The 24,730-nt window shown below is 63.7% G+C and carries 23 protein-coding genes; 17 read left to right on the top strand and 6 right to left on the bottom strand.

Annotated features, from left to right (window positions below; genetic code table 11):
- Nucleotides 1-30 precede the first annotated feature (30 nt).
- Nucleotides 31-402: an endonuclease domain-containing protein gene (locus NKI24_RS14630; RefSeq protein ID WP_352746190.1), complete on the top strand. Its 372-nt coding sequence runs from the start codon at nt 31-33 to the stop codon at nt 400-402.
- 136 nt (nt 403-538) lie between these two features.
- Here the strand turns inward: NKI24_RS14630 and NKI24_RS14625 are convergent, their stop codons facing one another.
- From NKI24_RS14625 to NKI24_RS14610, 4 genes are read right to left on the bottom strand one after another with little or no spacing between them, the layout of a single operon-like run.
- The gene (locus NKI24_RS14625; RefSeq protein WP_352746187.1) at nt 539-1,579 is read right to left on the bottom strand and encodes a heme-dependent oxidative N-demethylase family protein; all 1,041 of its coding nucleotides are present in this window, start codon (nt 1,577-1,579) and stop codon (nt 539-541) included.
- A gap of 9 nt (nt 1,580-1,588) precedes the next feature.
- The gene (locus tag NKI24_RS14620; RefSeq protein WP_352746185.1) at nt 1,589-2,554 is read right to left on the bottom strand and encodes a PDR/VanB family oxidoreductase; all 966 of its coding nucleotides are present in this window, start codon (nt 2,552-2,554) and stop codon (nt 1,589-1,591) included.
- Nucleotides 2,551-3,147 carry a dimethylamine monooxygenase subunit DmmA family protein gene (locus NKI24_RS14615; protein ID WP_352746182.1) on the bottom strand — a complete coding sequence of 199 codons (597 nt, stop codon included), beginning with the start codon at nt 3,145-3,147 and terminating at the stop codon, nt 2,551-2,553. Before NKI24_RS14615 ends, NKI24_RS14620 begins: the two co-directional genes overlap by 4 nt.
- 14 nt (nt 3,148-3,161) lie before the next feature.
- A complete protein-coding gene (locus tag NKI24_RS14610; protein WP_352746180.1) occupies nt 3,162-4,295 on the bottom strand; it encodes an aminomethyl transferase family protein in 1,134 nt (377 codons plus the stop codon).
- 286 nt (nt 4,296-4,581) lie between these two features.
- On the opposite strand from NKI24_RS14610, the gene NKI24_RS14605 reads away from it, so the two are divergent.
- The 16 genes from NKI24_RS14605 (at nt 4,582) to NKI24_RS14530 (ending at nt 22,482) form a co-directional block, all read left to right on the top strand.
- Nucleotides 4,582-4,869, top strand: coding sequence for a hypothetical protein (locus tag NKI24_RS14605; protein WP_023673993.1), 288 nt, complete (start codon nt 4,582-4,584; stop codon nt 4,867-4,869).
- A gap of 11 nt (nt 4,870-4,880) precedes the next feature.
- Nucleotides 4,881-5,258 (top strand): hypothetical protein, encoded by a 378-nt coding sequence (locus NKI24_RS14600; protein ID WP_023673992.1) that lies wholly within the window; start codon nt 4,881-4,883, stop codon nt 5,256-5,258.
- 16 nt (nt 5,259-5,274) lie between these two features.
- On the top strand, nt 5,275-5,436 hold the full coding sequence (locus NKI24_RS14595) for a hypothetical protein (RefSeq protein ID WP_023673991.1): 162 nt from the start codon (nt 5,275-5,277) through the stop codon (nt 5,434-5,436).
- A gap of 15 nt (nt 5,437-5,451) precedes the next feature.
- Nucleotides 5,452-6,852: an APC family permease gene (locus NKI24_RS14590; protein ID WP_352612301.1), complete on the top strand. Its 1,401-nt coding sequence runs from the start codon at nt 5,452-5,454 to the stop codon at nt 6,850-6,852.
- A gap of 46 nt (nt 6,853-6,898) precedes the next feature.
- The gene (locus NKI24_RS14585; RefSeq protein WP_352746175.1) at nt 6,899-7,579 is read left to right on the top strand and encodes a hypothetical protein; all 681 of its coding nucleotides are present in this window, start codon (nt 6,899-6,901) and stop codon (nt 7,577-7,579) included.
- Nucleotides 7,576-7,908: a hypothetical protein gene (locus NKI24_RS14580; RefSeq protein WP_352542207.1), complete on the top strand. Its 333-nt coding sequence runs from the start codon at nt 7,576-7,578 to the stop codon at nt 7,906-7,908. Before NKI24_RS14585 ends, NKI24_RS14580 begins: the two co-directional genes overlap by 4 nt.
- 84 nt (nt 7,909-7,992) lie before the next feature.
- Nucleotides 7,993-8,886, top strand: a complete 894-nt coding sequence (locus tag NKI24_RS14575; protein ID WP_352746170.1) for a class II glutamine amidotransferase — start codon at nt 7,993-7,995, stop codon at nt 8,884-8,886.
- A gap of 94 nt (nt 8,887-8,980) precedes the next feature.
- Complete coding sequence (locus tag NKI24_RS14570; RefSeq protein ID WP_245274607.1) at nt 8,981-9,643, top strand: GltB/FmdC/FwdC-like GXGXG domain-containing protein; 663 nt, start codon at nt 8,981-8,983, stop codon at nt 9,641-9,643.
- Nucleotides 9,644-9,649: 6 nt separating this feature from the next.
- Entirely contained in the window at nt 9,650-10,978 is a 1,329-nt protein-coding gene (locus NKI24_RS14565) for an FMN-binding glutamate synthase family protein (protein ID WP_023673984.1), read from the top strand.
- Between the two features lie 33 nt (nt 10,979-11,011).
- Nucleotides 11,012-12,319 carry a type III glutamate--ammonia ligase gene (glnT, locus tag NKI24_RS14560; protein ID WP_352746167.1) on the top strand — a complete coding sequence of 436 codons (1,308 nt, stop codon included), beginning with the start codon at nt 11,012-11,014 and terminating at the stop codon, nt 12,317-12,319.
- Between the two features lie 36 nt (nt 12,320-12,355).
- Nucleotides 12,356-13,609, top strand: coding sequence for a sarcosine oxidase subunit beta family protein (locus NKI24_RS14555; protein WP_352746164.1), 1,254 nt, complete (start codon nt 12,356-12,358; stop codon nt 13,607-13,609).
- Nucleotides 13,610-13,626: 17 nt separating this feature from the next.
- The gene (locus NKI24_RS14550) at nt 13,627-13,902 is read left to right on the top strand and encodes a sarcosine oxidase subunit delta (protein ID WP_352746161.1); all 276 of its coding nucleotides are present in this window, start codon (nt 13,627-13,629) and stop codon (nt 13,900-13,902) included.
- 226 nt (nt 13,903-14,128) lie between these two features.
- The gene (locus tag NKI24_RS14545; protein WP_352746158.1) at nt 14,129-17,110 is read left to right on the top strand and encodes a sarcosine oxidase subunit alpha; all 2,982 of its coding nucleotides are present in this window, start codon (nt 14,129-14,131) and stop codon (nt 17,108-17,110) included.
- Nucleotides 17,103-17,732, top strand: a complete 630-nt coding sequence (locus NKI24_RS14540; RefSeq protein WP_352746154.1) for a sarcosine oxidase subunit gamma — start codon at nt 17,103-17,105, stop codon at nt 17,730-17,732. The genes NKI24_RS14545 and NKI24_RS14540 overlap by 8 nt, the downstream gene beginning before the upstream one ends.
- A 273-nt stretch (nt 17,733-18,005) precedes the next feature.
- Nucleotides 18,006-20,375 carry a trimethylamine N-oxide demethylase gene (locus tag NKI24_RS14535; protein WP_352746151.1) on the top strand — a complete coding sequence of 790 codons (2,370 nt, stop codon included), beginning with the start codon at nt 18,006-18,008 and terminating at the stop codon, nt 20,373-20,375.
- A gap of 397 nt (nt 20,376-20,772) precedes the next feature.
- Nucleotides 20,773-22,482: a trimethylamine N-oxide permease gene (locus tag NKI24_RS14530; protein ID WP_352472299.1), complete on the top strand. Its 1,710-nt coding sequence runs from the start codon at nt 20,773-20,775 to the stop codon at nt 22,480-22,482.
- A gap of 146 nt (nt 22,483-22,628) precedes the next feature.
- On the opposite strand, the gene msuE is transcribed toward NKI24_RS14530, so the two are convergent.
- A complete protein-coding gene (msuE, locus tag NKI24_RS14525; protein ID WP_352472298.1) occupies nt 22,629-23,189 on the bottom strand; it encodes an FMN reductase in 561 nt (186 codons plus the stop codon).
- 115 nt (nt 23,190-23,304) lie between these two features.
- Complete coding sequence (locus tag NKI24_RS14520; RefSeq protein WP_352746147.1) at nt 23,305-24,660, bottom strand: LLM class flavin-dependent oxidoreductase; 1,356 nt, start codon at nt 24,658-24,660, stop codon at nt 23,305-23,307.
- Nucleotides 24,661-24,730 lie beyond the last annotated feature (70 nt).

Raw genomic sequence — 24,730 nt, 5'->3', positions numbered from 1 at the left:
GTCCGGCAGGACAGAGGGGGGCGAACCGCGATGACGCATAATCCAGTACCCGCCAACAATCGCCGCAATGCGCGCAGGATGCGCAAGGTGATGACCGATGCCGAACTGAAGCTCTGGAACGAGATCAGGGCGCACAGGCTGATGGGACTGGGGTTTCGACGCCAGATGCCTATCGCCGGCTATATCGTCGATTTTGCATGCCCGGACAAAAAGCTGATCGTCGAACTTGATGGTTCCCAGCATGCCCAGGCCGAAGCGTCGGAATTGGATGCTGCAAGAACCGCAAAGCTCGAAGCGCTGGGCTGGACCAGCCTTCGCTTCTGGAATGATGACGTTATCCGCGATATCAACAATGTCTGTCAGCATATCGTGATTGTGGCTGGTCAGGCTGGCGCACCGTGATCTTCGCCGAAGGGATGGGCTGACATAACGGCAAGGCCGGCGCTCTACGGCGCCCCCCTCTGCCCTGCCGGGCATCTCCCCCTCTTGGGGGGAGATTGGCAGCTTGACGGGCAGCGCGAACCTCGCAAACAGAACCTCAATCCGGCCCGAACCCCGGCGACGTCGCACTCCCGTCATCCAGCTTCGACAGCCATTCGACCAGCGTCGCGCGGTAGCGCGTCAGGCCTTTGTAGTTGGCGAGTTCGTCGGGAAGGTCGCGGATGACGCGGTGCAGGCGCCGTGCCCATTTCGGCTGCGTCACCAGCTCATCCATCTTGATCAGGTAGCAGCGGATCGGGAAGACGATCGCATTCGAGCGCGGCAGCCGCCAGAAGCTCTGCAGCTCGACGCGCAGATGCACTTTTTCGCCTACGTTTTCCGGCGTCACCGTGGCGCGGTCCGGACCCCATTTGTGGTAGTTTTCCGGGCTGGTATCGAGGCGTGGATTGATGGTCATCGTCCAGTTCAGCCGGCGCGCCGGCTTGCCCTGCTGGATGTTGGTGAGGAATTTTAGCGCCCGGACGAAGATGCCCTTCTCGTGCGCCAGCGGCACCGGCGCGTGCCATTCGAAGAAGTTCATGCCGATGTCGAAATCGAGCGACCAGTCGGCCTGGGTGGTGACCATGCCGGCATCCATCCACAGATTGCCGTCGCGCTGGTCGAGAATGCAGAAATCGCCCTGGCTCTGGCGGGTGATGTATTCCATCGGCCCATAGGGCAGCGTCGAGACGTCGCCGAAGGTGAAGCTGTCGTCGATGCCGAGCGGTCGGTTGATCCAGCGCCAGCGGTCGCCATGGCGCGTCAGCGTGAAATGCTCGGGATAGCCCAGCGCCTGCTGCTCCATCAAAAGCTCGAGCAGATCCCAGCCGGCCAGCGTCATGTGCGGCAGCGACTGGCAGCGCAGCGGATCCTCGGCCAGCACCAAAGCGCGGTCCTGCATCTCGGCGACATAGTGCTCGTCGACGTCGATCAAATTCTCCAGCACGCTGCCCTTCGGCCCGACGACGTGCGGCTCGATGTTGACGGCATACATGTAGCTGTCTTCATGGAACGGGAACGGGAATCGCCTGATGTGCTCGGGGCTGTTCCTGAAGGTGAAGTCGTCGCGGAACGTTTCCTTGCGAAAGGTGATGCCCAAGCTCGCCTCCTATCTTTCCAGCACCAGCGACCGGCCCTCGAAGCGCGAGACGCAGGGCATGATCTTGCAGCCCGAATGGTGGTCTTCCTCGCTCAGCCAGTGGTCGTTGTGGATGAATTTGCCGTCATGCGAAATCACGTTGGTCTCGCATTGGCCGCAGACGCCACCGCGGCAGAGATAGGGCGGATCGACGCCGGCCGCCTCGATCGCCTCGAGCAGGCTCTGCTGCTCGTCGACACGGATGGTCTTGCCGCTGAGCGCCAGCGTCACGTCGAAGGGCGCGCCGGGCTGGGGTGCGGCGAAATGCTCGAAATGCACGGTCTCCGGAGGCCAGCCGAGGGCGGCGGCACGCTCGCGCACCCAACCGATCATGCCGGACGGGCCGCAGACATAGAGATGCGTGCCGAGCGGCTGCGACGACAACAGCCGGTCGAGATCGACGCGCTCGTCGCGGTCGTCGTGATAGAGCCTGACCCGGCGATCGTAGCGCTCTCTCAGCAGGTCGGCATAGGTGCCGAGCGAGGCGGTGCGGCAGGTGTAATGCAATTCGAAATTGCCGCCTTCCGCCGCCAGCTGCGCGGTCTGCGCCATGAACGGCGTGATGCCGATGCCACCGGCCAGCATCAGATGCTTCCTGGCGCGCAGATCGAGCGAGAACAGGTTGACGGGATAGCTGACCACCATCTCCGTGCCCGGCCTGACCTGCCTGTGCATGAACAGCGAGCCGCCGCGGCCTGCGTCGTCGCGGCGCACCGAGATGGTGTATTCGCGGGTGTCGAGCGGCGAGCCCATCAGCGAATAGGGATTGAGCCTGGTGCGTTCGCCATCGCGCATCTCGACGACGACATGGGCGCCGCCGGAGAAGGTCGGCAAAAGCTCGCCGTCGCGCCGGCGGAAATGGAAGCGCGTCACCAGCTCGTTGACCGGGACGACATCGCTGACGACGACATCGAGCTTGGTGGTGCCGGTGCTCATCGAAAGACCTCCTCGATCGGAGGAATTTCGCTGCGGTCCTCGGCATTGATGCAGACGCCCTGGAAGGCGGCGAGGCGCCGCGAATAATGATCGCGCACCAGAAGCAGCAGGCCGCAATGCGAACAGGTCGCCGGCTGTGTCGTCACGTTCTCGGTGATGCCCTTGCAGTGCACGCATTGCATGCGGCGCGCCAGCGAGCCGCGATGCTCGGTCTGGATCGAGGTGTGGTCGATGCCGGCTTCGAGCGCCGCCTGCATGGCCTGGCCGATCAGCCCCTCGGTGCCGGCGAGATAGAGCCTGAGTCCCATATGCGCGTTGGCCAACGTCTGCTTCAGCCGCGGCAGGGCGCTGGCGAAGGAATGGCCGAGGTAGAGCTGCGCCGGCTTCAGTGCTTCGAGCCCATCGGCATATTTACCGTCGCGGCCGGGAATGAAGATGATGTGGGCGCCGCCGAAGAAATCCGCCGGTGCCTTGGCGGCCAGATCGGCAATCGCCAGCGCTCCCTCTGCATCCGCTATGAAAAGATGATGCTTGCCAGGCTGCGGAGACAGGGTCCCATAGACCGGGCGGCTGATGATGCTTTTCGCTGCCATACCCGCAGTATGCCTCAGCCTTTCGCCGTGCGCTTGGTCTTCTTCGGATCGTCGAAGGGAAGCGGCTCGGCGGTTGCGCTGATGGCGCCGCTCTTGTTGCGGATCTCGAGCCTGGTGCCCTGCACCGCGCAGTCGACGTCGAGCCGGGCAATGCCCATCGATTTTTTGACCAGCGGCGAATACATGGCGCAGGTCACCACGCCGACCTTTTTGCCGTCGCGATAGACCGGTGCGCCCTCGTCGGCCGGCTCCTTGCCTTCGAGCAGCACGCCGAAGATCTTGAAGCGCTCCTTGCCCTTGAGGCGGTAGTGCTCCTCGGCACCGCGAAAGCCCGTCTTGCCGGGGCTGACGGTGAAGTCGAGACCAAGCTCCCACAGCGTGTCGCCGGGGCCTTCGTTCTCAAACGGGTATTTCTGCGAATTGTCGTAGGGATAAAACAGCAGGTAGCTCTCGACGCGCAGCATGTCGAGCGTGGTGAAGCGGCACGGGATGATGCCGGCGCTCTTGCCCTCGTCGAGGATCCTGTCCCAGATCGTGCCGGCGTCCTGGCCGCGGCAAAAGATCTCGTAACCGCGCTCGCCGGTGTAGCCGGTGCGCGAGATCATCACCGGAAAGCCGAACAACTGCGTCTGCATGTGGTGGAAATAGTTGAGGTCGCGAATGCCGGGCACATGCTTTGCCAGATAATCCACGGCTAGCGGCCCCTGCAGCGAAAGGTCGTGCAGATTGTCGTCGAAGCGCAGCGACACGTCGCGACCGACGGAAGCGCGCTGCAGCTCTTCATGGCCGGTGCCCGAGCCATGCACGATCATCCAGGAATTCGGGCCGGTGCGGTAGAGGATGCAGTCGTCGGTGAACTTGCCGGCCTCGTTGAGCATGCAGGCATAGGCCGACTTGCCGGGATAGATCTTTTCGACGTCGCGCGTCGTCGCCAGGTCGATCAGGTGCGAGGCATGCGGCCCGGTGATGTGGACCTTCTTCAAGCCGGACACGTCCATCAGGCCGGCCTTGGTGCGGATGGCGATATACTCTTCGTCCGCGTCCTTGTCGTAGGTCCAGGCGGTGCCCATGCCGCTCCAGTCCTCGAGCTTCGAGCCGAGCGCGCGATGGCGATCCGCAAGCGTCGAAAATCTCCAGGATGCCGTCATCCGCTGTCCTCCGTTCGAAAGAAACTTTTTTGCTTTCCCCTGCTCCCTGCACACAGGCGGGAGCGTTGGCTTGAATATTGATCGCAAACGCCGGGAGCCTGCAATACCCGTAAGCAAATAATTTCATTGTCAGGCAAATCCGGCACGCCCAAACAAACGGTTAACGTCGCGTAAAATCGTCTTGACAATTCCAGAATTCGGCCGGATTTTATGAAAAAAATTTCACTCTCTTGAAAGAGGGCAATGACCGGCCAATCCGGACCGGCGTTGAAAAAGGGGAAAGCCGATGTCCGACCTGCAACAGCGCGTAGAAGCGTTGTACCGTTCCGACGTGCGTGGATCCATGCTCCTGATCGTCTGCCTGTGGGCGACGATCCTCTTTGTCCTGTTCATGACATGGCCATACGTCCCCGACGCAGGCATCAAGCTCGTCGTCGCGGTCGCCGCCGCCGCCGTGCTGATCTTCAACACGGCCGCCATCCTGGCGATGGTCAACCACTACAAGGAAGACAAGGACTTCATCTACGGCCTCGACATCAAGAACGCCGACGCCTACCGCAACCGCAAGTCCTGAGGGGGAGACGCATGGCCCGCTATACACCGCCCGAACAGAGCAAGGCCGGACAGGTTTTCGATATCGCCGTCGTCGTGGTCGCGATTTTCGTTGCGCTATGGCTGCCGCTGAAACTAGGTCTGGCAGGGGCGGCAAAATCCATCGACGCGCTCGACGCCAAGACGTGGGAAGCGCTCGGCCAGAACCCGACCATGGCCTCGATCTGGGAAAAGCTCGGCTACACGCCGGAAACCGCGCACGACATCATCCAGAACCGGTTCCACTACATCATCGACTGGCCGACGCTGATCATCATGGCGGCGGTGCTGATCGGCTATTTCATCTTTCTGTTCCGCGCATCGGACCGCGAATACCGCGACGTCATCGACGAAAAGTTCGGCGACAAATAGATAGGGAAGCATCGTCATGTGGGTGGCACTCTCTTACGCATGCTGGGGCATCTCGATCGTGCTCGCGCTGTGGATGCTCTACGACTGGTTCAAGATCGACACGACCTATTCCGAAGAGATGCTGACCTCGTCCAGGGAAGGCGAACTTGAAGCGGTGTCCGAAAAACATCGGATCTGAGTGGGGGATTGAACAATGACGATCACGGCTGAACCAGCGGTGCAAGTGCAAGGCGACAGGGTTTCACTGCTCAGGGTGCTCGGCCCCGCCCATGTCTGGGCGCTCGGTGTCGGCATCGTTCTGGTCGGCGAATTCACCGGCTGGAATTTCGCGGCGGACAAGGGCGGCGCGCTGGCGGCGCTGATCGTCTGCTGGATCGTCGGGCTGCTCTACACCTCGGTCGCGATGATCGATTCCGAAGTTACCTCGACGGTTGCCGCCGCCGGCGGCCAATATGCGCAGGCCAAGCACATCGTCGGGCCGCTGATGGCCTTCAACGTCGCGCTGTTCCTGGTCTTTGCCTACACCATGCTCGAAGTGTCGGACGCGATCCTGCTCGGCGACACCATCGTCGCCAAGGCCGGCGTCGAGGGCCTCACCCACAATTCCTTCATCGCCGCGACAATCGTCGTACTGGCATGGCTGAACTATCGCGGCGTGCTGATGACGCTCAACGTCAACTTCGTCATCACCGCCATCGCCTATGTCTCGATCGTCATCCTGTTCTTCTCGGTCAGCCCGTGGACGCAAGGCGCCGTGCTCAAGCTCAACGAGTTGGTGACCCCGGGCAACGCCCTGCCCTACGGCTGGATCGGCGTCATCGCCGCCTTCCAGTTCGGCATCTGGTATTATCTCGGCATCGAGGGCACCACGCAGGCCGCCGAGGAAGTGCGCTCGCCGGCGCGCTCGCTGCCCTACGGCACGATGGCCGGCATGATCACGCTTCTGATCGCCGCCGCCATGACCTGGTATGTCTGCGCCTCGATGATGCCCTGGGAATATCTCGGCATCACCTATTATCCGCTGTGGGACGCGGGCAAACTGACCGGCAGTGCGCTGCTGGAAAACCTGTTGTTCATCGCGACGCTGCTTGCCGCGCTCGCCTCCGCCAATGGCTGCATCAACGACGCCGCGCGCGCCTGGTTTTCGCTCGGCCGCGACCGCTATCTGCCGACCTGGTTCTCGGCGGTGCATCCAAAATACCGCACGCCCTATCGCTCGATCCTGTTTCTGCTGCCGATCGCGCTTGCCTTCGCCTTCATCGCCGACCTCAACCAGGCGATCACCTTCTCGATCCTGTCGGGCGTGCTGCAATACACTTTCATGAGCATCAACATCATCATGTTCAGGAAAAAGTGGCCGCTCGGCTCGATCCGCCGCGGCTACACCCATCCGTTCCATCCGCTGCCGGCTATCGTCTTGTTCTGCCTTTGCGTGGTCACCTTCTTTGCGATCTTCCTCGGCTTCGGCTCGCAGCTGATCGCCATGGTCGCCTTCTACTTCCTGATCTCGCTGTGGTTCCACTTCTACCGCTACAAATTCGTGCGCCGTGGCGCCCAGTTCACCATGCCGTGGCCGAAGCCGCAGGGCTACTGACGGCGCGCCCGGTCTGGGCGGGCATTTGTGTGACGAGGTGCGTTAGGTGATCTCAGCATTGCTCGCCGGGGCGGTTGCCCTGGCTCTCGTCCTCCACGTAGCCTGGCTTGCGCGGGCCAGCCGCGCCAAGGCTTCGACCGGGCTTGCCGCCGACGAAGCCGGCGTCCGCGCCGTCATCCCCGACGCGGCCAACGTCTCGGACGGCACTGCCGGCGTCGTTACCTTCGCCGGCTCGTGGAACGGCCGGCGGGTGCAGGTGCGGACCATCGTCGACACGCTGGCGATCAGGAAGCTGCCGGCGCGCTGGCTGAGCGTTTCGATCACCGAAAAGGTCGCGATACCAGGCACTTTCGATATGATGATGCGGCCGGGATCGCCGACGACTTTTTCCAATTTCGATCATCTCGTCCATCCGCTGCCGAAGGCGGCGGGGTTTCCGGCCGAGGCGGTGCTGCGGAGCGACCGCAAGGGCGTGCGCTTCCCCGAAGCCATCATCGTCGATCACCTCGATGTATTTGCCGAGGAGCGTGCCAAGGAATTGCTGATCACGCCGAACGGCGTGCGCATCGTCTGGCTGCTGGCCGAGGCCGAGCGGGCGCGCTACGGCGTATTCCGGCAAGCCGAATTCGGCGCGGTCAGGCTCGATCCGGTGCTGATCGAGAGGCTGCTGTCGTCGGCTTCGGCGCTGCGCGACGCCATCAATCAAAGCGAACGGCAAGCGGCATGACCAGCCAGATCACCACCTCCCCCGCACCACCGAGCCCCTATCTGGTTCTGGGCGCTGCGATCGTCTTGCCGGCAAGCGGGCATGTCGTGCTCGGCGTGCCGGTGCGCGGCCTGCAATTCCTGTTCTTCATGGTGATCCTTGCCTGGGTCACCGCCAAGATCGCGCCGCCCGACGCCAGCTTCGTCGGACGCCATGCCGGCGGCTTCCTGATCTATGCCCTGTCGATCCTGGATGCCTACAAGATCGCCCGCATCCGCTATGCCAAATGGGTTCACAATGGCGGCCAGCGCAGCGATAGTGCGGCCGGCGGCGCCTCAGCCGATATATAACGACAGGAAAATTTTTTTCATACCAATTGAATTCCCGGGACTCATTCGATACATCTCGGAGGGAACAAACTCGCGGAGGCTGACATGTGCGGAATCGTCGGACTGTTTTTGAAGGACAAGTCGCTCGAGCCCCAGCTTGGCGCGATGCTGTCGGAGATGCTGATCTCGCTCAGCGATCGCGGTCCCGACAGCGCCGGCATCGCCATCTATGGCGCGTCCTCCAATGAAGCCAAGATCACCATCCAGTCGGCCAAGCCGGAGCGCGATTTCCGCGGCCTCGACGCCGAACTCGCCAAGGCAATCGGCGCGTCGGTGAGCATTGCTGCGAAGTCGACGCATGCCGTGGTCCGGACGATGCCTGCCAAGATCGACGAAGCGCGCGAGGCGATCCAGACGCTGCGCCCCGACATCCGCATCATGGGCGCCGGCGACGTCGTCGAAATCTACAAGGAAGTCGGCTTGCCCGAAGCGGTCGTCGACCGTTTCGGCGTCCGCGAGATGACCGGCACCCACGGCATCGGCCATACCCGCATGGCGACCGAATCGGCGGTGACGACGATGGGCGCGCATCCGTTCTCGACCGGCGCCGACCAGTGCCTGGTGCACAATGGCTCGCTGTCCAACCACAACAATGTCCGCCGCGAGCTGATCCGCGAAGGCATGACATTCGAGACCGAGAACGACACCGAGGTCGCTGCCGCCTATCTCTCCTCGCAGATGGCGCATGGCAAGAATCTCGGCGAGGCGCTGGAAGGCACGCTGAGCGATCTCGACGGCTTTTTCACCTTCGTGGTCGGCACCAAGAACGGCTTCGGCGTAGTGCGCGATCCGATCGCCTGCAAGCCCGCCGTAATGGCCGAAACCGACCAGTATGTCGCCTTCGGCTCGGAATATCGTGCGCTCACCAAACTGCCCGGCATAGACAATGCGAAGGTCTGGGAACCCGAGCCCGCAACCGTCTATTTCTGGGAGCATTGAACCAATGCCGGCAAGCAATGCCTTCAATACGGGCAACCTCTCCAAGGCCGCGCGCGAGCCGGGCCATGCGTCACGGGTCTTCGACCTGGCCGAAATGTCGCTGCGCGAGCTCAACCAGGCGCTGCACGATCTGGCGCCCGGTTCGAACGAGACCGCCTGGGAGGTGCTCCACCCGCGAGGCAGCCATTCGGTCGCCGTCGGCGTCGACCAGCCGGTCGCCATCGATGTGCGCGGCAGCGTCGGCTATTATTGCGGCGGCATGAACGACGGCGGCACCATCACCGTGCATGGCTCGGCCGGGCCCGGCGTCGGCGAAAACATGATGTCCGGCCAGATCGTCGTCAAAGGCGATGCCAGCCAGTATGCCGGCGCCACCGGCCGGGGCGGGTTGCTCGTCATCGAAGGCAATGCGTCGTCGCGCTGCGGCATCTCGATGAAAGGCATCGACATCGTCGTCCATGGCAATATCGGCCACATGTCGGCCTTCATGGCGCAGTCCGGCAACCTCGTGGTGCTGGGCGACGCCGGCGATGCGCTCGGCGATTCCATTTACGAGGCGCGGCTTTTCGTGCGCGGCAAGGTCGAAAGCCTCGGCGCCGACTGCATCGCCAAGGAGATGCGGCCCGAGCATCTCGAATTGCTGCAAGGCTTGCTCGACCGCGCCGGTGTGACCGGCGTCAAGGCGGCGGAGTTCAAGCGTTATGGCTCGGCTCGTACCCTCTACAATTTCAATATCGACAACGCCGACGCGTATTGAGGCTCAATGACCTATCGCAACCCGCCGACGACGCCGCGCAAATCCGCGACCTTCGACGACTACACGCTTTCCGAGATCCGACGCGCCGCGGCGACCGGCATCTATGACATCCGCGGCGCCGGCGCCAAGCGCAAGCTGCCGCATTTCGACGACCTTCTGTTCCTCGGTGCTTCGATCTCGCGCTACCCGCTCGAAGGCTATCGCGAGCGCTGCGACACCAGCGTCGTGCTCGGCTCGCGCTATGCGAAAAAACCGATCGAACTGAAAATCCCGATCACCATTGCCGGCATGAGCTTCGGCTCGCTGTCCGGCCCGGCGAAGGAAGCGCTTGGCCGCGGCGCGACGCTGTCCGGCACCTCGACGACCACCGGCGACGGCGGCATGACCGAGGAAGAGCGCGGCCATTCGAAGACGCTGGTCTACCAGTATCTGCCGTCACGCTACGGCATGAACCCGCGCGACCTGCGCCGCGCCGACGCGATCGAAGTGGTCGTCGGCCAGGGCGCCAAGCCAGGCGGCGGCGGCATGCTGCTCGGCCAGAAGATCTCCGACCGCGTCGCCGAAATGCGCACGCTGCCGAAGGGCATCGACCAGCGCTCGGCTTCGCGCCACCCCGACTGGACCGGGCCGGACGACCTCGAGATCAAGATCCTGGAACTGCGCGAGATCACCGACTGGGAAAAGCCGATCTACGTCAAGGTCGGCGGCGCGCGGCCGTATTACGACACCGCGCTTGCGGTGAAATCGGGCGCCGATGTCGTCGTCGTCGACGGCATGCAGGGCGGCACGGCGGCAACCCAGGAAGTGTTCATTGAAAATGTCGGCCAGCCGACGCTTGCCTGTATCAGGCCGGCGGTGCAGGCGCTGCAGGATCTCGGCATGCACCGCAAGGTGCAGCTGATCGTCTCGGGCGGCATACGCAACGGGGCCGACGTCGCCAAGGCGCTGGCGCTCGGCGTCGATGCGGTGTCGATCGGCACGGCAGCGCTTGTCGCGCTCGGCGACAACGACCCGCGCTGGGAGGCGGAATACAACGAACTCGGCACCACCGCCGGCGCTTATGACGACTGGCATGAGGGTCGCGACCCGGCCGGCATCACCACGCAGGATCCCGAGCTAATGAAACGGGTCGATCCGATTGCGGCCGGCCGACGGCTGGCGAATTATCTTAAGGTGATGACACTTGAGGCTCAGACAATCGCCCGCGCCTGCGGCAAGAACAGCCTGCACAATCTCGAGCCCGAGGATCTTGTCGCCTTGACGATCGAAGCCGCCGCCATGGCCGGCGTGCCGCTGGCCGGCACCAACTGGATACCGGGCAAGAACGGCTTCTAAGACAAACCAAATGCCAGTAAGCGAGGAACTATAATGGGGAACGATCTCGCCGCCTTCGCCAAGGAGAAGGGCGTCAAATATTTCATGATATCCTACACCGACCTGTTCGGTGGCCAACGCGCCAAGCTGGTGCCGGCGCAGGCGATCGCCGACATGCAGCGGGACGGTGCCGGCTTTGCCGGCTTTGCCACCTGGCTCGACCTGACGCCGGCGCATCCCGACATGCTGGCGGTGCCGGATCCGGCCTCGGTGATCCAGTTGCCTTGGAAGCCGGATGTCGCCTGGGTCGCCGCCAACTGCATCATGGACGACAAATCGGTCGAGCAGGCGCCGCGCAACACGCTGAAGCGGTTGATCGCGGAGGCCGCTGGCGACGGCATGCACATCAAGACCGGCGTCGAGGCCGAATTCTTCTTGATCTCGCCGGATGGCAAGACGATTTCCGACGAATATGACACGGCGTCGAAGCCTTGCTACGACCAGCAGGCGGTGATGCGCCGCTACGACGTGATCGCCGAGATCTGCGACCACATGCTGGCGCTCGGCTGGGGCGCCTACCAGAACGACCACGAGGACGCCAACGGCCAGTTCGAGATGAACTGGGCCTTCGACGATGCGCTGGCGACCGCCGACAAGCATTCCTTTTTCAAATTCATGGTGAAATCGGTCGCCGAAAAGCACGGCCTGCGCGCAACCTTCATGCCTAAACCCTTCCAGGGCCTGACCGGCAATGGCTGCCATGCGCATATCTCGGTGTGGGACAAAGATGGCAAGACCAATGTCTTTGCCGACAATGCGATGGAGCTCGGCCTGTCGGCCAAGGGCAGGAATTTCCTCGGCGGCATCATGAAACATGCGTCCGCGCTTGCCGCCATCACTAACCCGACGGTCAATTCCTACAAGCGCATCAACGCACCGCGCACCATCTCCGGCGCCACCTGGGCGCCGAACACGGTGACCTGGACCGGCAACAACCGCACCCACATGGTGCGCGTACCTGGGCCAGGCCGCTTCGAGCTGCGCCTGCCGGACGGCGCGGCAAACCCCTATCTTCTGCAGGCCGTCATCATCGCCGCCGGCCTTGACGGCGTCCGCTCGAAGGCCGACCCCGGCAGGCGCTACGATATCGACATGTACCAGTTCGGCCATACGGTCGAGGGCGCGCCGAAGCTGCCGCTCAACCTGCTCGACGCATTGCGCGAATTCGACAACGACAAATCGCTCAAGACGGCGCTGGGTGAGGAATTCTCGTCGGCCTATCTAAAGCTCAAGCAGCAGGAATGGAATTCCTATGCTTCCCACTTCACCCAGTGGGAGCGCGACCACACGCTCGACATCTGATCCGGAATTGTTGCACGCCCGGCGCGAAACAGGTTCATGAAATACTCGATCTTCTCCCTCGCCCGGGCGGCATTTTCCGGCCACAAGAACTGGCAGCGCACCTGGCGCGACGCCAGCCCAAAGAGCCACTACGACGTGGTGATCATCGGCGGCGGCGGCCATGGCCTGGCGACGGCATGGTTCCTCGCCAGCGAATACGGCATCAGGAATGTCGCCGTGCTGGAAAAGGGCTGGATCGGCTCCGGCAATGCCGGCCGCAACACCACCATCATCCGCTCCAATTACGGGCTGCCCGGCAATACCGGCTTCTACGAGCTGTCGATGAAGCTGTGGGAGCGGATGGAGCAGGACCTCAACTACAACACCATGGTCAGCCAGCGCGGTGTCATCAACCTCTACCATTCCGACGCGCAGCGCGACGCCTATGCGCGGCGCGGCAACACCATGCGCATCAACGGCATCGATGCCGAACTGCTTGATCTGGCGGCGGTCAGGAAGATGATGCCGTTCCTGAACTTCGACAACGCACGTTTCCCGGTGCAGGGCGGCCTCTTGCAGCGACGCGGCGGCACGGCACGACACGATGCCGTGGTCTGGGGCTACGCGCATGCGGCGAGCGCGCTCGGCGTCGACATCATCCAGAATTGCGAAGTGACCGGCTTTGTCCGCGATGGCAGCGGCAAGGTGACCGGCGTCGAGACGAGCCGCGGCAGGATCGGCGCGGCCAAGGTCGGCATGGCGGTCGCCGGCTCCTCGTCGCGCGTCGCGGCGATGGCCGGCATGCGGCTGCCGATCGAAAGCCATGTGCTGCAGGCCTTCGTCTCCGAGGCGATCAAGCCGCTGATCCCCAATGTCATGACGTTCGGCGCCGGGCATTTCTACGTCAGTCAGTCCGACAAGGGCGGCCTGGTCTTCGGCGGCGACATAGACGGCTACAATTCCTACGCCCAGCGCGGCAATCTGCCTGTCATGGAAGACGTCTGCGAGGGCGGAATGGCGCTGATGCCGATGATCGGCCGGATACGGCTGCTGCGTCAGTGGGGCGGCATCATGGACATGTCGATGGACGGCTCGCCGATCATCGACAAAACACCGGTCGACGGGCTCTATCTCAACGCCGGCTGGTGCTATGGCGGCTTCAAGGCGACGCCCGGCTCCGGCCTGGTCTTTGCCCATCTGCTGGCGCGCGACGAGCCGCACATGGAGGCTATCCGCTTTCGTCTCGACCGCTTCCGGCGAGGTGCGATGATCGACGAAAAGGGCCAAGGCGCCCAACCGAACCTGCATTGAAGGCTGGCTGAAGAAGCATGCGCATTGTCTGTCCCTTCTGCGGCGAACGCGAACTCGGCGAGTTCACGTATCTGGGCGACGCCAAGCCGGTGCGTCCGGCGGCCGGCGCCACCGAAGACGAGGTCTTCGACTACGTCTATCTGCGCGACAATGTCGCCGGGCCGATGAGCGAATTCTGGTATCATGGCGGCGGCTGCCGGGCCTGGCTGAAGGTCGCCCGCAACACGCTGACGCACGAGATTTCGGCGGTCGAACCGGCTGCCGGCGTCGGTGCGAGGCAGGCTGCCAAATGAGTATTCTTTGCCAACTCAGCGCTGCCCCTCATGCGCCTGCCGGCACCTTCTCCCCGTATAGTGACGGGGAGAAGGGATATGGCCGCAACTTTGGCGCCCTTCCTGCCACGCTGGAGATTAGCGAAACCCTCAACGAAGGCGTCCTTCTCCCCGTCACTATACGGGGAGAAGGACCCGGCAGGGCGATGAGGGGCAGCGCGGCGCTCGTGCATGGGGGCCAGCAATCGTGACCTCCAGCCAGCCCTATCGTCTCGTATCAGGCGGTCTCATCGATCGCGCCGCGCCGCTGGCCTTCCGCTTCGACGGCAAGAGCTTTGCCGGTTTCCAAGGCGACACGCTGGCCTCGGCGCTGATCGCCAATGGCGTCAAGCTGGTCGGCCGCTCGTTCAAATACCATCGGCCGCGCGGCATCCTGACCGCTGGTTCGGAGGAGCCCAACGCGCTGGTCGAACTGCGCAGCGGAGCGCGGCGCGAGCCGAACACCAAGGCGACCACGGCCGAACTCTATGACGGGCTCGAAGCCGCCAGCCAGAACCGCTGGCCGTCGCTGCGCCACGATCTGATGGCGGTCAATCAGCTGTTCGCGCCGATCTTCGTCGCCGGCTTCTACTACAAGACCTTCATGTGGCCGGCGAAATTCTGGGAAACGATCTACGAGCCAACGATTCGCCGCGCCGCCGGCCTCGGCCGCGCTGCAGGCGTCGCCGATCCCGACCATTACGACAAGGCCTGGGCGCATTGCGACGTGCTGATTGCCGGGTCCGGCCCGGCCGGGCTGGCTGCGGCACTGGCGGCCGGGCGCGGCGGCGCCCGCGTCATCCTGTGCGAGGAAGATTTTGTGCTTGGCGGCCGTCTGCTCGCCGACGGCGGCATGATCGACGGTGCGCCGGCGGCCGAATGGATTACGCGCACGCTGGCCGAACTCGCCACACTGCCCGATGTCCGCATCATGACCCGCACGACATTGTTCGGCGTCTATGATGGCGGCACCTATGGCGCAATCGAGCGGGTCAACGACCACCTGCCCTCGCCGCCCGAGCACCAGGTGCGCCAGCGGCTGTGGCGGATCGTGGCCAAGCGCTGCGTCGTCGCCGCCGGTGCCATCGAGCGGCCGATCGTCTTTGCCGGTAACGACACGCCGGGCGTGATGATGGCTTCGGCGATGCGGACCTATGTCGCGCGCTACGCGGTTACCCCTGCCAGGAGGATCGCGCTGTTCACCAACAATGAGGATGGCTGGCGCACGGTCGAGACCGCGCTTGGCGCCGGTTTGCAGATCGCGGCGGTCGTCGATGCGCGCCCGGACGTCTCCGCCGCGCATCGCGCGCTTGCCGCCAAAGGCGGCTTTGCCGTGCTCAACGGCTCGGTCAGCGGGGTCGAAGGCGGCAAGGACGGGGTCCGGAAAATCGTGGTGGCGCTGACCGGCGGCGCACGGGCGGAAGTCGAAGCCGACGGGCTTGCCGTGTCCGGCGGCTGGAATCCGGCGGTCGGGCTGACCTCCTATCATCGCGGCCAGCCGAAATGGCAGGACGATATCGCAGCCTTCGTGCCGGATGGTGCGCCGCCCGGCATGGTGGCCGTCGGCGCCGCCAACGGCGCCTTCGGGCTGGGCGACTGCCTGCGCCAGGGCTTTGCCGCGGGTGCTGCGGCAGCGCAGAATGCTGGACGCAGCGGCAATGCCGGCACATCGCCGGTCGCCGACAGCGAGGCGTTTTCGCTGACGCCGCTTTGGTATGTGGCCGGCAAAGGGAAAGCCTTCGTCGATTACCAGCACGACGTGACCGCGTCCGACATCGAACTGGCGCAGCGCGAAGGTTTCGAATCGGTCGAGCATCTCAAGCGCTATACGACGCTCGGCATGGCCACCGACCAGGGCAAGACCTCGAACGTCGCCGGTCTCGCCATCATGGCGGCAATCAGCGACAAATCGATCCCCGAAACCGGCACGACGATCTACCGGCCGCCCTATGTGCCGGTCGCCATCGGCGCTTTCGCTGGCCATCATCGCGACGAGAATTTTCATGCGACACGACTGACGCCGTCGCATCACTGGGCAGCCGAACAGGGCGCGGTGTTCGTCGACACCGGCCTGTGGAAGCGGGCGCAATGGTATCCGCGCGCCGGCGAAAAGGACTGGCTGGAATCGGTCACCCGCGAGGTCAAGGCGGTGCGCTCCGGCGTCGGCTTCTGCGATGTCTCGACGCTCGGCAAGATCGACGTGCACGGCCCGGATGCCGGCGCCTTTCTCGACCGCGTCTACATCAACACCTTCTCCAGTCTCGCCGTCGGCAAAGCCCGCTACGGGCTGATGCTGCGCGAGGACGGCATCGTCTATGACGACGGCACGACGTCACGGCTGGCCGAGGACCACTATTTCCTGACCACCACCACCGCCAAGGCCGGGCTGGTGATGCAGCATCTCGAATTCTGCCGGCAGGTGCTGTTCCTCGAATTCGACGTGCAGCTGACATCCGTCTCCGATCAATGGGCGCAGTTCTCGATCGCCGGGCCGAAGACCCGGGACCTGCTTCGGGAAATGGTCGATCCGGCGGAGGATTTGTCGAACGAGGGCTTTCCCTTCATGGGGGCGCGGGAAGTCGCGCTTCGCGGTGGCATCAAGGCGCGGCTGTTCCGCATCTCGTTTTCGGGCGAAATGGCGTTCGAGATTTCGGTTCCCGCCCGCTATGGCGAGGCGCTGGCGCGCAATTTGATGCTGGCCGGCAAGCCGTTCGGCGTTACGCCCTACGGTACCGAGGCGCTCGGCGTCATGCGCATCGAAAAGGGCCATGTCGCCGGACCGGAGCTGAACGGCACGACGACGGCCGCCGACCTCGGCCTCGGCAAGATGATGTCGACCAAAAAAGATTTCATCGGCCGCGTCATGGCCGGGCGCGAGGCGCTGATTGCGCCAGACCGGCAGGTCGTCGTCGGCATCAAGCCGGTCGACAAGACGCGCCGCCTGCGTTCCGGCGCGCATATCATCCCGAAGGGCGAGACGCCCGGTCCCGATAACGACCAGGGCTACGTCACCTCGGTCTGCTTCTCGCCGACGCTCGACCAGTGGATCGGGTTGGCACTGGCTGAGCGCGGGCGCGAGCGCATCGGCGAAATCGTCCATGCGCAAGACCCGCTGCGCGGCGAAGACTACGATGTCGAGCTGTGCAGTCCCGTCTTCTACGATCCGGATGGAGGGCGCCAGCGTGGCTGAGTTTTCCTGGATTGCCCGCAGTCCGCTGGAGAAAGCGCTTGTTGTCGGCGCCTGTGGCGCGCGCGGCACGGCGGCCGGCGTATCGCTCACCGAGATCCGCAATTTCGACCTGATCCAGGTGATGGCGCGGCGCGGCAAAGCGGCAGAACTGGCGAAGGCCGCCGAAACCCGCTTCGGCGTTGCCGCCCCGGAAACGCCGAAGGCGACCCGAGCTCCCGACGCTACGCTGATCTGGTCGGGACCGGATCAGTTCCTGGTCCTGTCCAATGGCGGCAAGCACGCGAGCGAACCGCTGAGCCAGGCGTTTGCGCAATCCGCCTCGTTGTCCGACCAGTCGCATGCCCGCGCGCTGATCAGCGTTTCCGGAGAAAAGGCGCGCGCGATGCTGGCCAAACTGTCGTCGCTAGACCTGCACCCCGCGGTGTTCCCGGCCGGCACCGCTGCGGCGACCTCGGTCGATCACACCAGCATCAATCTCTGGCGCGCCAATGACCGGCCGGACGGACAGGCGGTGTTCAATCTTCTGGTGTTCGCCACCTTCGCGGAAAGCCTGTGGCATACGATGCTGGACGCTGCCGCCGAGTATGGCGTCGAGATCGGGCATTCCGAGGAATTGGGGTAGGATTGTGCGCCACCTTCCCTTCTCCCCTTGTGGGAGAAGGTGGCCGAGCGAAGCTCGGTCGGATGAGGGGTGCTCCAGCTTGGCTATGACGGCACTCCGTCCAACACCCCTCAACCGTCTCGGCGCTGCGCGCCGATCCACCTTCTCCCACAAGGGGAGAAGGAAGAGGCGCGCGCCTCGCCTTCACTTGCCAACTCCGGCTCTTCTATCCTATTCTTCCCGCTAAAATAATTTCACACACAGGCAAACTTGTTTCTCGAAACCAAGGTTGAGATGAGCCAGTCGCCCTACCCCGCCGTCGTCGCCGGACCGCCCCGGCCGAGCCTGATCCTGCGGCCAGGGCAGATTACGCTGCCGGCCGGGATGGAGCGCTACTCGGTTCAGGGCAATGGCGCGGTGCTGATCGAGGTCGAGGCCGGCGACATTGTCACCGTGCGCGATGTCGAGGGCGGGCAGGCCTGCGAGTTGCTGGCATGGGACAGCAGCGACGCGACCGATCCCGGCATTCTCGGCGAGAAATCGAACAGCAATGCCGCCGGCATCAAGGCGCTGCTGGCCGAAGGCGACGACAGCCTCGCATCCTTGCGCCGGGGGCTCGAGCGGCGCCAGGTGCAGCTCGACCAGGCGAAGGCGGTTCGCGTTTTCGGCGGCGCCACCCCTGCCGGTACCGAACAGGCTTTTACCGTCGCCCGCGATGGGTCGATGCTGATTGCCGCGCCCGGCGGGCCGATGCTGGTCGACGGCCACGATACGGCGACGCCGCTTAGCGTCATCGTCCGCCGCGCCACCATCCGCCCGGCAGCGAAATCCAGGCTTGCCGACCCGCTGGCCGATCCCGTGCTCGACCTGCGCGTCCATTCGGCGACGGCGGAGGCCTACTTCGTCAAGGCGGGCGACTATCTGCAGATCATCGATGTCGACGGGCGCCAATGCACCGACTTCCAGTGCTTTTCGGCGCGCAAGCTGGACAAGGGCCGCGATCATCCGCTCGACGTGACGACGACGCGCACGCTGATGGGTTCGAGCTATCCGATGCCCGGTCTGCACTCAAAATACTACGACCAGGACATGGAGCCGCTGGTCGAGGTTGTGCAGGACACTTGCGGCCGCCACGATGCATTCGCGCTCGCCTGCGCGGCCAAATATTACGACGACATCGGTTATCCCGGCCATCCCAACTGCTCGGAGAATTTCAACCGCGCGCTGGCCGACAAGGGTGTCACGCCTCGCGCCGGCTGGATGGCGATCAACTTCTTCTTCAACACGGCCATCGACGCGCATAGCGTCGTGGTATCGGACGAGCCGTGGTCGCGGCCGGGCGACTATGTGCTACTCAAGGCGCTCACGGACATCGTCTGCGTCTCGTCCGCCTGCCCCGACGATACGACGCCGGCCAATGGCTGGAACCTGACCGACATCCATGTGCGAACCTATCCCGGCCAGCACAAATTCTCGCGAGCGATCGCCAGACGCATGACGCCCGATTCGGAACCGAAAATGACCCGCGAGACCGCCTTTCATTCGAGCTTTGCCAAGCACACCCGCAACTTCGTCGAGTACAAGGGCTATTGGCTCGCCAATTCCTTCGCCAAGCAAGGCCCGATCGATGAATACTGGGCCTGCCGGCAGGACGCCGTGATCATGGACCTGTCGCCGCTGCGCAAGTTCGAGGTCACCGGGCCGGACTCCGAGGCGCTGCTGCAATACACGCTGACCCGCGACATCAAGAAGCTCGGCGTCGGCCAGGTCGTCTATTCCGCCATGTGCTACGAGCATGGCGGCATGATCGACGACGGCACGCTGCTCAGGCTCGGCAAGGATAATTTCCGCTGGGTCGGCGGCGACGATCTATCCGGCGAATGGCTGCGGGAAACGGCGCAAAAACTCGGCCTGACCGTGCTGGTGCGCTCCTCGACCGACCAGATGCACAATGTTGCCGTGCAGGGACCGAAAAGCCGCGACGTCCTGCGGCAGATCATCTGGACCTCGCCGCTACAGCCGTCGATCGACGAACTCGAATGGTTCCGTTTCGCCGTCGCCCGCATCGGCGGCGGCAACGGCATTCCCGTCGTGGTGTCGCGCACCGGCTACACCGGCGAGCTCGGCTATGAGATCTGGTGCCATCCGCGCGACGCCGAAAAGGTGTTCGACGCGATCTGGCAGGCCGGCCAGCCGCACGGCCTGAAGCCGATGGGGTTGCAGGCGCTCGACATGGTACGCATCGAGGCCGGGCTGATCTTTGCTGCTCACGAGTTTTCCGACCAGACGGATCCGTTCGAGGCCGGCATCGGCTTCACCGTACCGCTGAAGACCAAGAGCGACGATTTCATCGGCCGCGAGGCACTGATCCGGCGCAAGGAAAACCCGCAGAAGAAGCTGGTCGGCCTCGACGTCGACGCCAATGTCGCCGTCGGCCACGGCGATTGCGTGCATATCGGCCGGGCGCAGATCGGCGTCGTCACCTCCGGCATGCGTTCGCCGGTGCTGAACAAGACCATCGCGTTGGCCAGGCTCGACGTCACGCATTCGGCGATCGGCACCGAGGTCGAGATAGGCAAGCTCGATGGTCACAGCAAGCGGCTGCCGGCGCGCGTCGTCGCCTTCGCCCATTACGACCCGCAAAAGACCAGGCCGCGCTCCTGACCGACGCTGCCTGGTTCTTCCCTTCTCCCTTGTGGGAGAAGGTGGATTGGCACGCAGCGCCAAGACGGTTGAGGGTGCTGGACGAAGTGCGGTTTTGCCAATCTGGAACACCCCTCATCCGACCGAGCTTCGCTCGGCCACCTTCTCCCACAAGAAGGGGAGAAGGAAAGACCGCACCCGTTGGCAGCGCCAGCGAAGCTCGACTGTTTCACAAACGCAATGTGCACAGCGTCACAAACCACTTGACGTGAAAGCGCCTTGGGTCAATCTTCACTGCTAAGAAAAAAATACTACTGAGCGGAAAACGCCTGAGGCCGTTCAACGTGAGCGTCGATGACGCCTCGCGAGATTGCGGCTGTTGCCGATGGGGAACATCAAAAATGGGGAATCCACGTAAATGAGCACGATAGTCACCACCTTGGTGCCGCCTGCCGAAGGGCAGCTGCACCGGAACATCGATTGGCGCGGCGCCTTCTGGGTGGCAAGCGGCGTTCCGGCCCTTGTCTTGTTTTCGATCGGCGGCATCGCCGGCACCACCGGAACACTGGCCTTCCTGATCTGGGCCGTATCCATGGTCATGGGCTTCCTGCAGTCCTTCACCTATGCGGAGATCGCCGGGCTGTTCCCGAACAAATCCGGCGGCGCCTCGGTCTACGGCGCCACCGCGTGGCTGCGCTATTCGAAATTCATCGCGCCGCTTTCGGTGTGGTGCAACTGGTTCGCCTGGTCGCCGGTGCTGTCACTCGGCTGCTCGATCGCCGCCGCCTATATCCTCAACGCACTGGCGCCGGTGCCGCTGTTCACCGACACTTCGCCGGAAGTCGCCGCCTATATTGCGGCCCATGCCGGAACCAGCGCCGCTGACGCCATCACCGCGGTCACCGCGGCGGCGACGCCGGCGATCCGTAACTGGACGCTCTACGGTCACACGCTTGGCCCGGTTTCCTTCACCTTCAACGCCACCTTCTTTATCGGCGCGGTGCTGATGCTGATCATCTTCTCGATCCAGCATCGCGGCATCCTGGGCACGGCAAACGTGCAGAAATATATCGGCCTGCTGGTCATCATCCCGATGCTGATCGTCGGGGTGGTGCCGATCGTCACCGGCCAGATCAACTGGGCAAACTTCTCGCCGCTGGTGCCGCTCGCCGCCGCCTATGCGCCGGAGCCCGGCGCGTGGAACATCGCCGGCTGGACGCTGGTGCTCGGCGGCATGTTCATCGCGGCATGGTCGACCTACGGCTTCGAGACCGCGGTCTGCTACACCTCCGAGTTCAAAAACCCGGGCACCGATACCTTCAAGGCGATCTTCTACTCCGGCCTGTTGTGCATGCTGCTGTTCATCCTGGTGCCGTTCACCTTCCAGGGCGTGCTCGGCTTGAACGGCATGCTGGCGACGCCGATCGTCGACGGCTCCGGCGTTGCCGATGCGCTGGCCGGCATGGTCGGCGGCGGACAGCTGATCCACAGCCTGCTGGTGATGCTGATGATCCTGGCGCTGGTGCTCTGCATCATGACGGCGATGGCCGGCTCCTCGCGCACGCTCTATCAAGGTTCGGTCGACGGCTGGCTGCCGCGCTATCTCAGCCATGTCAACGAGCACGGCGCCCCGACGCGGGCGATGTGGACCGACCTGATCTTCAACCTGATCGTGCTGGCCATCGCCTCGGCCGACGCAACGAGCTTCTTCTTCATCCTCGCCGTGTCGAATTGCGGCTACATCATCTTCAACTTCCTTAACCTCAATGCCGGCTGGATCCACCGCATCGACAATGGCCACATCGCGCGGCCATGGAAGGCGCCGAGCTGGGTGCTCGGCCTCGGCGCCATCTTTGCCTACGTCAACGCGGTCTTCATGGGCGCCGGCGCCAAGGTCTGGAACCCGATGGCATTGTGGGCCGGGCTGATCACGGCAGCCTTGATCATCCCGGTGTTCTGCTTCCGGCACTACATCCAGGACAAGGGCAAATTCCCCGACCACATGCTGGCCGATCTCGGCATGAGCTCGTCCGACCTTGCGGTGAAAAAGGCGGGGATGCTGCCCTATCTGACGCTGGTCGCCGGCGTCGTGGTGATGCTGCTCGCCAACTGGCTGTTCGTCATCTGACGGCTGCGTTGAGGGATCGGGCGCGCAAGGCGCGCTCGATCCCTGCATTTTGTTCTTGCTTTGTGCCGGCAGCTATGCTACTAATCTTGGTATGGTGCTGATTCGCCCCGAGACCCGCCGCTGAGGCGGGTTTTTCTTTTTAGGGGCTATTCGGCAGCGGTGCCGGCGCGGGAGCGACCGCCAAGCGCTGCACCGATATCCTCGAGGACCTGTCCGACGCGCGCCTGGATCGTCTCGGACGCAAGCACGCCGTCGATGAAATCCCTGTCCGAAGCGTAGATCGCGGTCGGCAGCGTAAAGGCCTCGAAGAAGCCGAACAGCGGTCTCAGCTGGTGCTCGATGATCAGCGCATGCCGGTCGCCGCCGCCGGTCGCCAGCAGCACCACCGGCTTGCCCCTGAGCGCCGTCGGGTCGACAAGATCGAAGAAGTGTTTGAACAGGCCGGTATAGCTGCCCTTGTAGGTGGGCGAGCCAACGACGAGCACGTCCGCCGTGACGACGCGCTTGAGGATATCGCCCGCCTGCGCATCCAGTTCACGCGCCCATTTGGCGCCACCGAGGCTGGGGCCGAGGTCGACGACGTCATGCGTGCTGGCGGCCAGGCCATATCTGCCGGCTACCTCGTTCACGATACGATCGACGAAGCCGCGCGTCTTGGACGGCCGGGTGAAATTGCCTGAGAAACCGACAACGGCCGGATTGGTCATGATGCAAAGCCCTCGCGATGATTTCGGGCTGCCAGCCCGCTGCTCATGACCCTATGGACATTCGGACCGAACGAAAAGAACGGATGCTTGCCACGGTCTAAAATCATTGCCGGTTCTAACCAGCTTTGCGGATCGCTGCCCTCTCAGGTTGGAAGAACCGGTTTGGCGGCCGCTTCAGGCCAAGATTTTCGCGCAGGGTCGATCCTTCGTATTCGCTCCTGAAAATGCCGCGCCGCTGCAATTCGGGCACGATTTTCTCGACGAAATCATCCAATCCGGCGGGAAGATAGGGGAACATGACGTTGAACCCGTCCGAGCCTTCGGTGACCAGCCATTCCTCCATCTCGTCGGCGATGGTTTTCGAAGTGCCGACGAAGGCAAGACCGGAATAGCCGCCCAGCCGCTGCGCAAGCTGCCTGACGGTCAGGTTTTCCTTGCGCGCCAGTTCGATGACGCGCTCGCGGCCGCTCTTGCTGGCGTTGCTTTCCGGGATTTCGGGCAAGACTGAATCCGGATCGAACCGCGACGCGTCGTGGCCGAGCGCGATCGACAGCGAGGCGACGCCGCTCTCGTAGTAGACGAGGCTGTCGAGCTTGGCCCGCTTCGTCTGCGCCTCCTCGGCAGTCTCGCCGACAATGACGAAGGCGCCGGGCAGGATCTTGATGTCGTCGCGCGACCGGCCAAGTTTTTGCGCACGTCCCTTGACGTCGGCAAAGAAGCGCTGTCCCGAGGCGAGATCGGCATGGGCGGCGAAGATCACCTCGGCCGTTTCCGCCGCGAGCTGTCGTCCGGCCTCCGACGCGCCGGCCTGCACGATGACCGGCCAGCCCTGCACCGGCCGCGCGATATTGAGCGGTCCCCGCACCGAAAGATATTCGCCCTTGTGGTCAAGCACATGCAGCTTCGCCGGATCGAAATAGATCCCGCTTTCGGCGTCGCGGATGAAGGCATCGTCGGCAAAACTGTCCCACAGGCCGGTGACGACATCGTAGAACTCCCGCGCCCGGCGATAACGCTCGTCGTGCTCGACATGCTCGTCGAGGCCGAAATTCAGCGCGGCGTCGGGATTGGATGTGGTGACGATATTCCAGCCGGCGCGCCCGCCGCTGATATGGTCGAGAGAGGCGAAACGACGGGCGATGTGGTACGGAGCGTCGAACGTCGTTGAGGCGGTTGCGATCAGCCCGATACGATCGGTGACGGCGGCAAGCGCCGACAACAGCGTGAACGGCTCGAAGGACGTGACCGTGTGGCTGCGCCGCAGCGCCTCGATCGGCATTTTGAGCACGGCCAGGTGGTCGGCCATGAAGAAGGCGTCGAACTTCGCCGCTTCCAGCCTTTGCGCGAAGTGCTTGAGATGCGCGAAATTGAAGTTGGCGTCGGGATAGGCGCCCGGGTAGCGCCAGGCGCCGGTATGAAGGCTGGAGGGCCGCATGAAAGCGCCAAGCCGCAATTGTCGATTTTCTGCCATGGAAAAACGCACCGATGACGACGAGCGTAACGCTCCAATTGCTCGAGCATGGGATGGCTTTGCGGCCATG

Source organism: Mesorhizobium sp. M0701, from assembly GCF_040320365.1.
Classification (GTDB): domain Bacteria; phylum Pseudomonadota; class Alphaproteobacteria; order Rhizobiales; family Rhizobiaceae; genus Mesorhizobium.
Note: the sequence above shows the minus strand (reverse complement) of the source record. Positions and strands in the feature narration are given on the sequence as shown.

Excerpts from the sequence above, each read along its gene's own strand:
- NKI24_RS14595 (WP_023673991.1), top strand. The coding sequence starts at position 5,275 with ATGTGGGTGGCACTCTCTTACGCATGCTGGGGCATCTCGATCGTGCTC.
- msuE (WP_352472298.1), bottom strand. The coding sequence starts at position 23,189 with ATGACCAATCCGGCCGTTGTCGGTTTCTCAGGCAATTTCACCCGGCCG.
- NKI24_RS14580 (WP_352542207.1), top strand. The coding sequence starts at position 7,576 with ATGACCAGCCAGATCACCACCTCCCCCGCACCACCGAGCCCCTATCTG.
- NKI24_RS14530 (WP_352472299.1), top strand. The coding sequence starts at position 20,773 with ATGAGCACGATAGTCACCACCTTGGTGCCGCCTGCCGAAGGGCAGCTG.
- glnT (WP_352746167.1), top strand. The coding sequence starts at position 11,012 with ATGGGGAACGATCTCGCCGCCTTCGCCAAGGAGAAGGGCGTCAAATAT.
- NKI24_RS14630 (WP_352746190.1), top strand. The coding sequence starts at position 31 with ATGACGCATAATCCAGTACCCGCCAACAATCGCCGCAATGCGCGCAGG.
- NKI24_RS14520 (WP_352746147.1), bottom strand. The coding sequence starts at position 24,660 with ATGGCAGAAAATCGACAATTGCGGCTTGGCGCTTTCATGCGGCCCTCC.
- NKI24_RS14590 (WP_352612301.1), top strand. The coding sequence starts at position 5,452 with ATGACGATCACGGCTGAACCAGCGGTGCAAGTGCAAGGCGACAGGGTT.
- NKI24_RS14565 (WP_023673984.1), top strand. The coding sequence starts at position 9,650 with ATGACCTATCGCAACCCGCCGACGACGCCGCGCAAATCCGCGACCTTC.
- NKI24_RS14615 (WP_352746182.1), bottom strand. The coding sequence starts at position 3,147 with ATGGCAGCGAAAAGCATCATCAGCCGCCCGGTCTATGGGACCCTGTCT.
- NKI24_RS14620 (WP_352746185.1), bottom strand. The coding sequence starts at position 2,554 with ATGAGCACCGGCACCACCAAGCTCGATGTCGTCGTCAGCGATGTCGTC.
- NKI24_RS14610 (WP_352746180.1), bottom strand. The coding sequence starts at position 4,295 with ATGACGGCATCCTGGAGATTTTCGACGCTTGCGGATCGCCATCGCGCG.
- NKI24_RS14570 (WP_245274607.1), top strand. The coding sequence starts at position 8,981 with ATGTCGCTGCGCGAGCTCAACCAGGCGCTGCACGATCTGGCGCCCGGT.
- NKI24_RS14535 (WP_352746151.1), top strand. The coding sequence starts at position 18,006 with ATGAGCCAGTCGCCCTACCCCGCCGTCGTCGCCGGACCGCCCCGGCCG.
- NKI24_RS14555 (WP_352746164.1), top strand. The coding sequence starts at position 12,356 with ATGAAATACTCGATCTTCTCCCTCGCCCGGGCGGCATTTTCCGGCCAC.
- NKI24_RS14600 (WP_023673992.1), top strand. The coding sequence starts at position 4,881 with ATGGCCCGCTATACACCGCCCGAACAGAGCAAGGCCGGACAGGTTTTC.
- NKI24_RS14575 (WP_352746170.1), top strand. The coding sequence starts at position 7,993 with ATGTGCGGAATCGTCGGACTGTTTTTGAAGGACAAGTCGCTCGAGCCC.
- NKI24_RS14550 (WP_352746161.1), top strand. The coding sequence starts at position 13,627 with ATGCGCATTGTCTGTCCCTTCTGCGGCGAACGCGAACTCGGCGAGTTC.
- NKI24_RS14605 (WP_023673993.1), top strand. The coding sequence starts at position 4,582 with ATGTCCGACCTGCAACAGCGCGTAGAAGCGTTGTACCGTTCCGACGTG.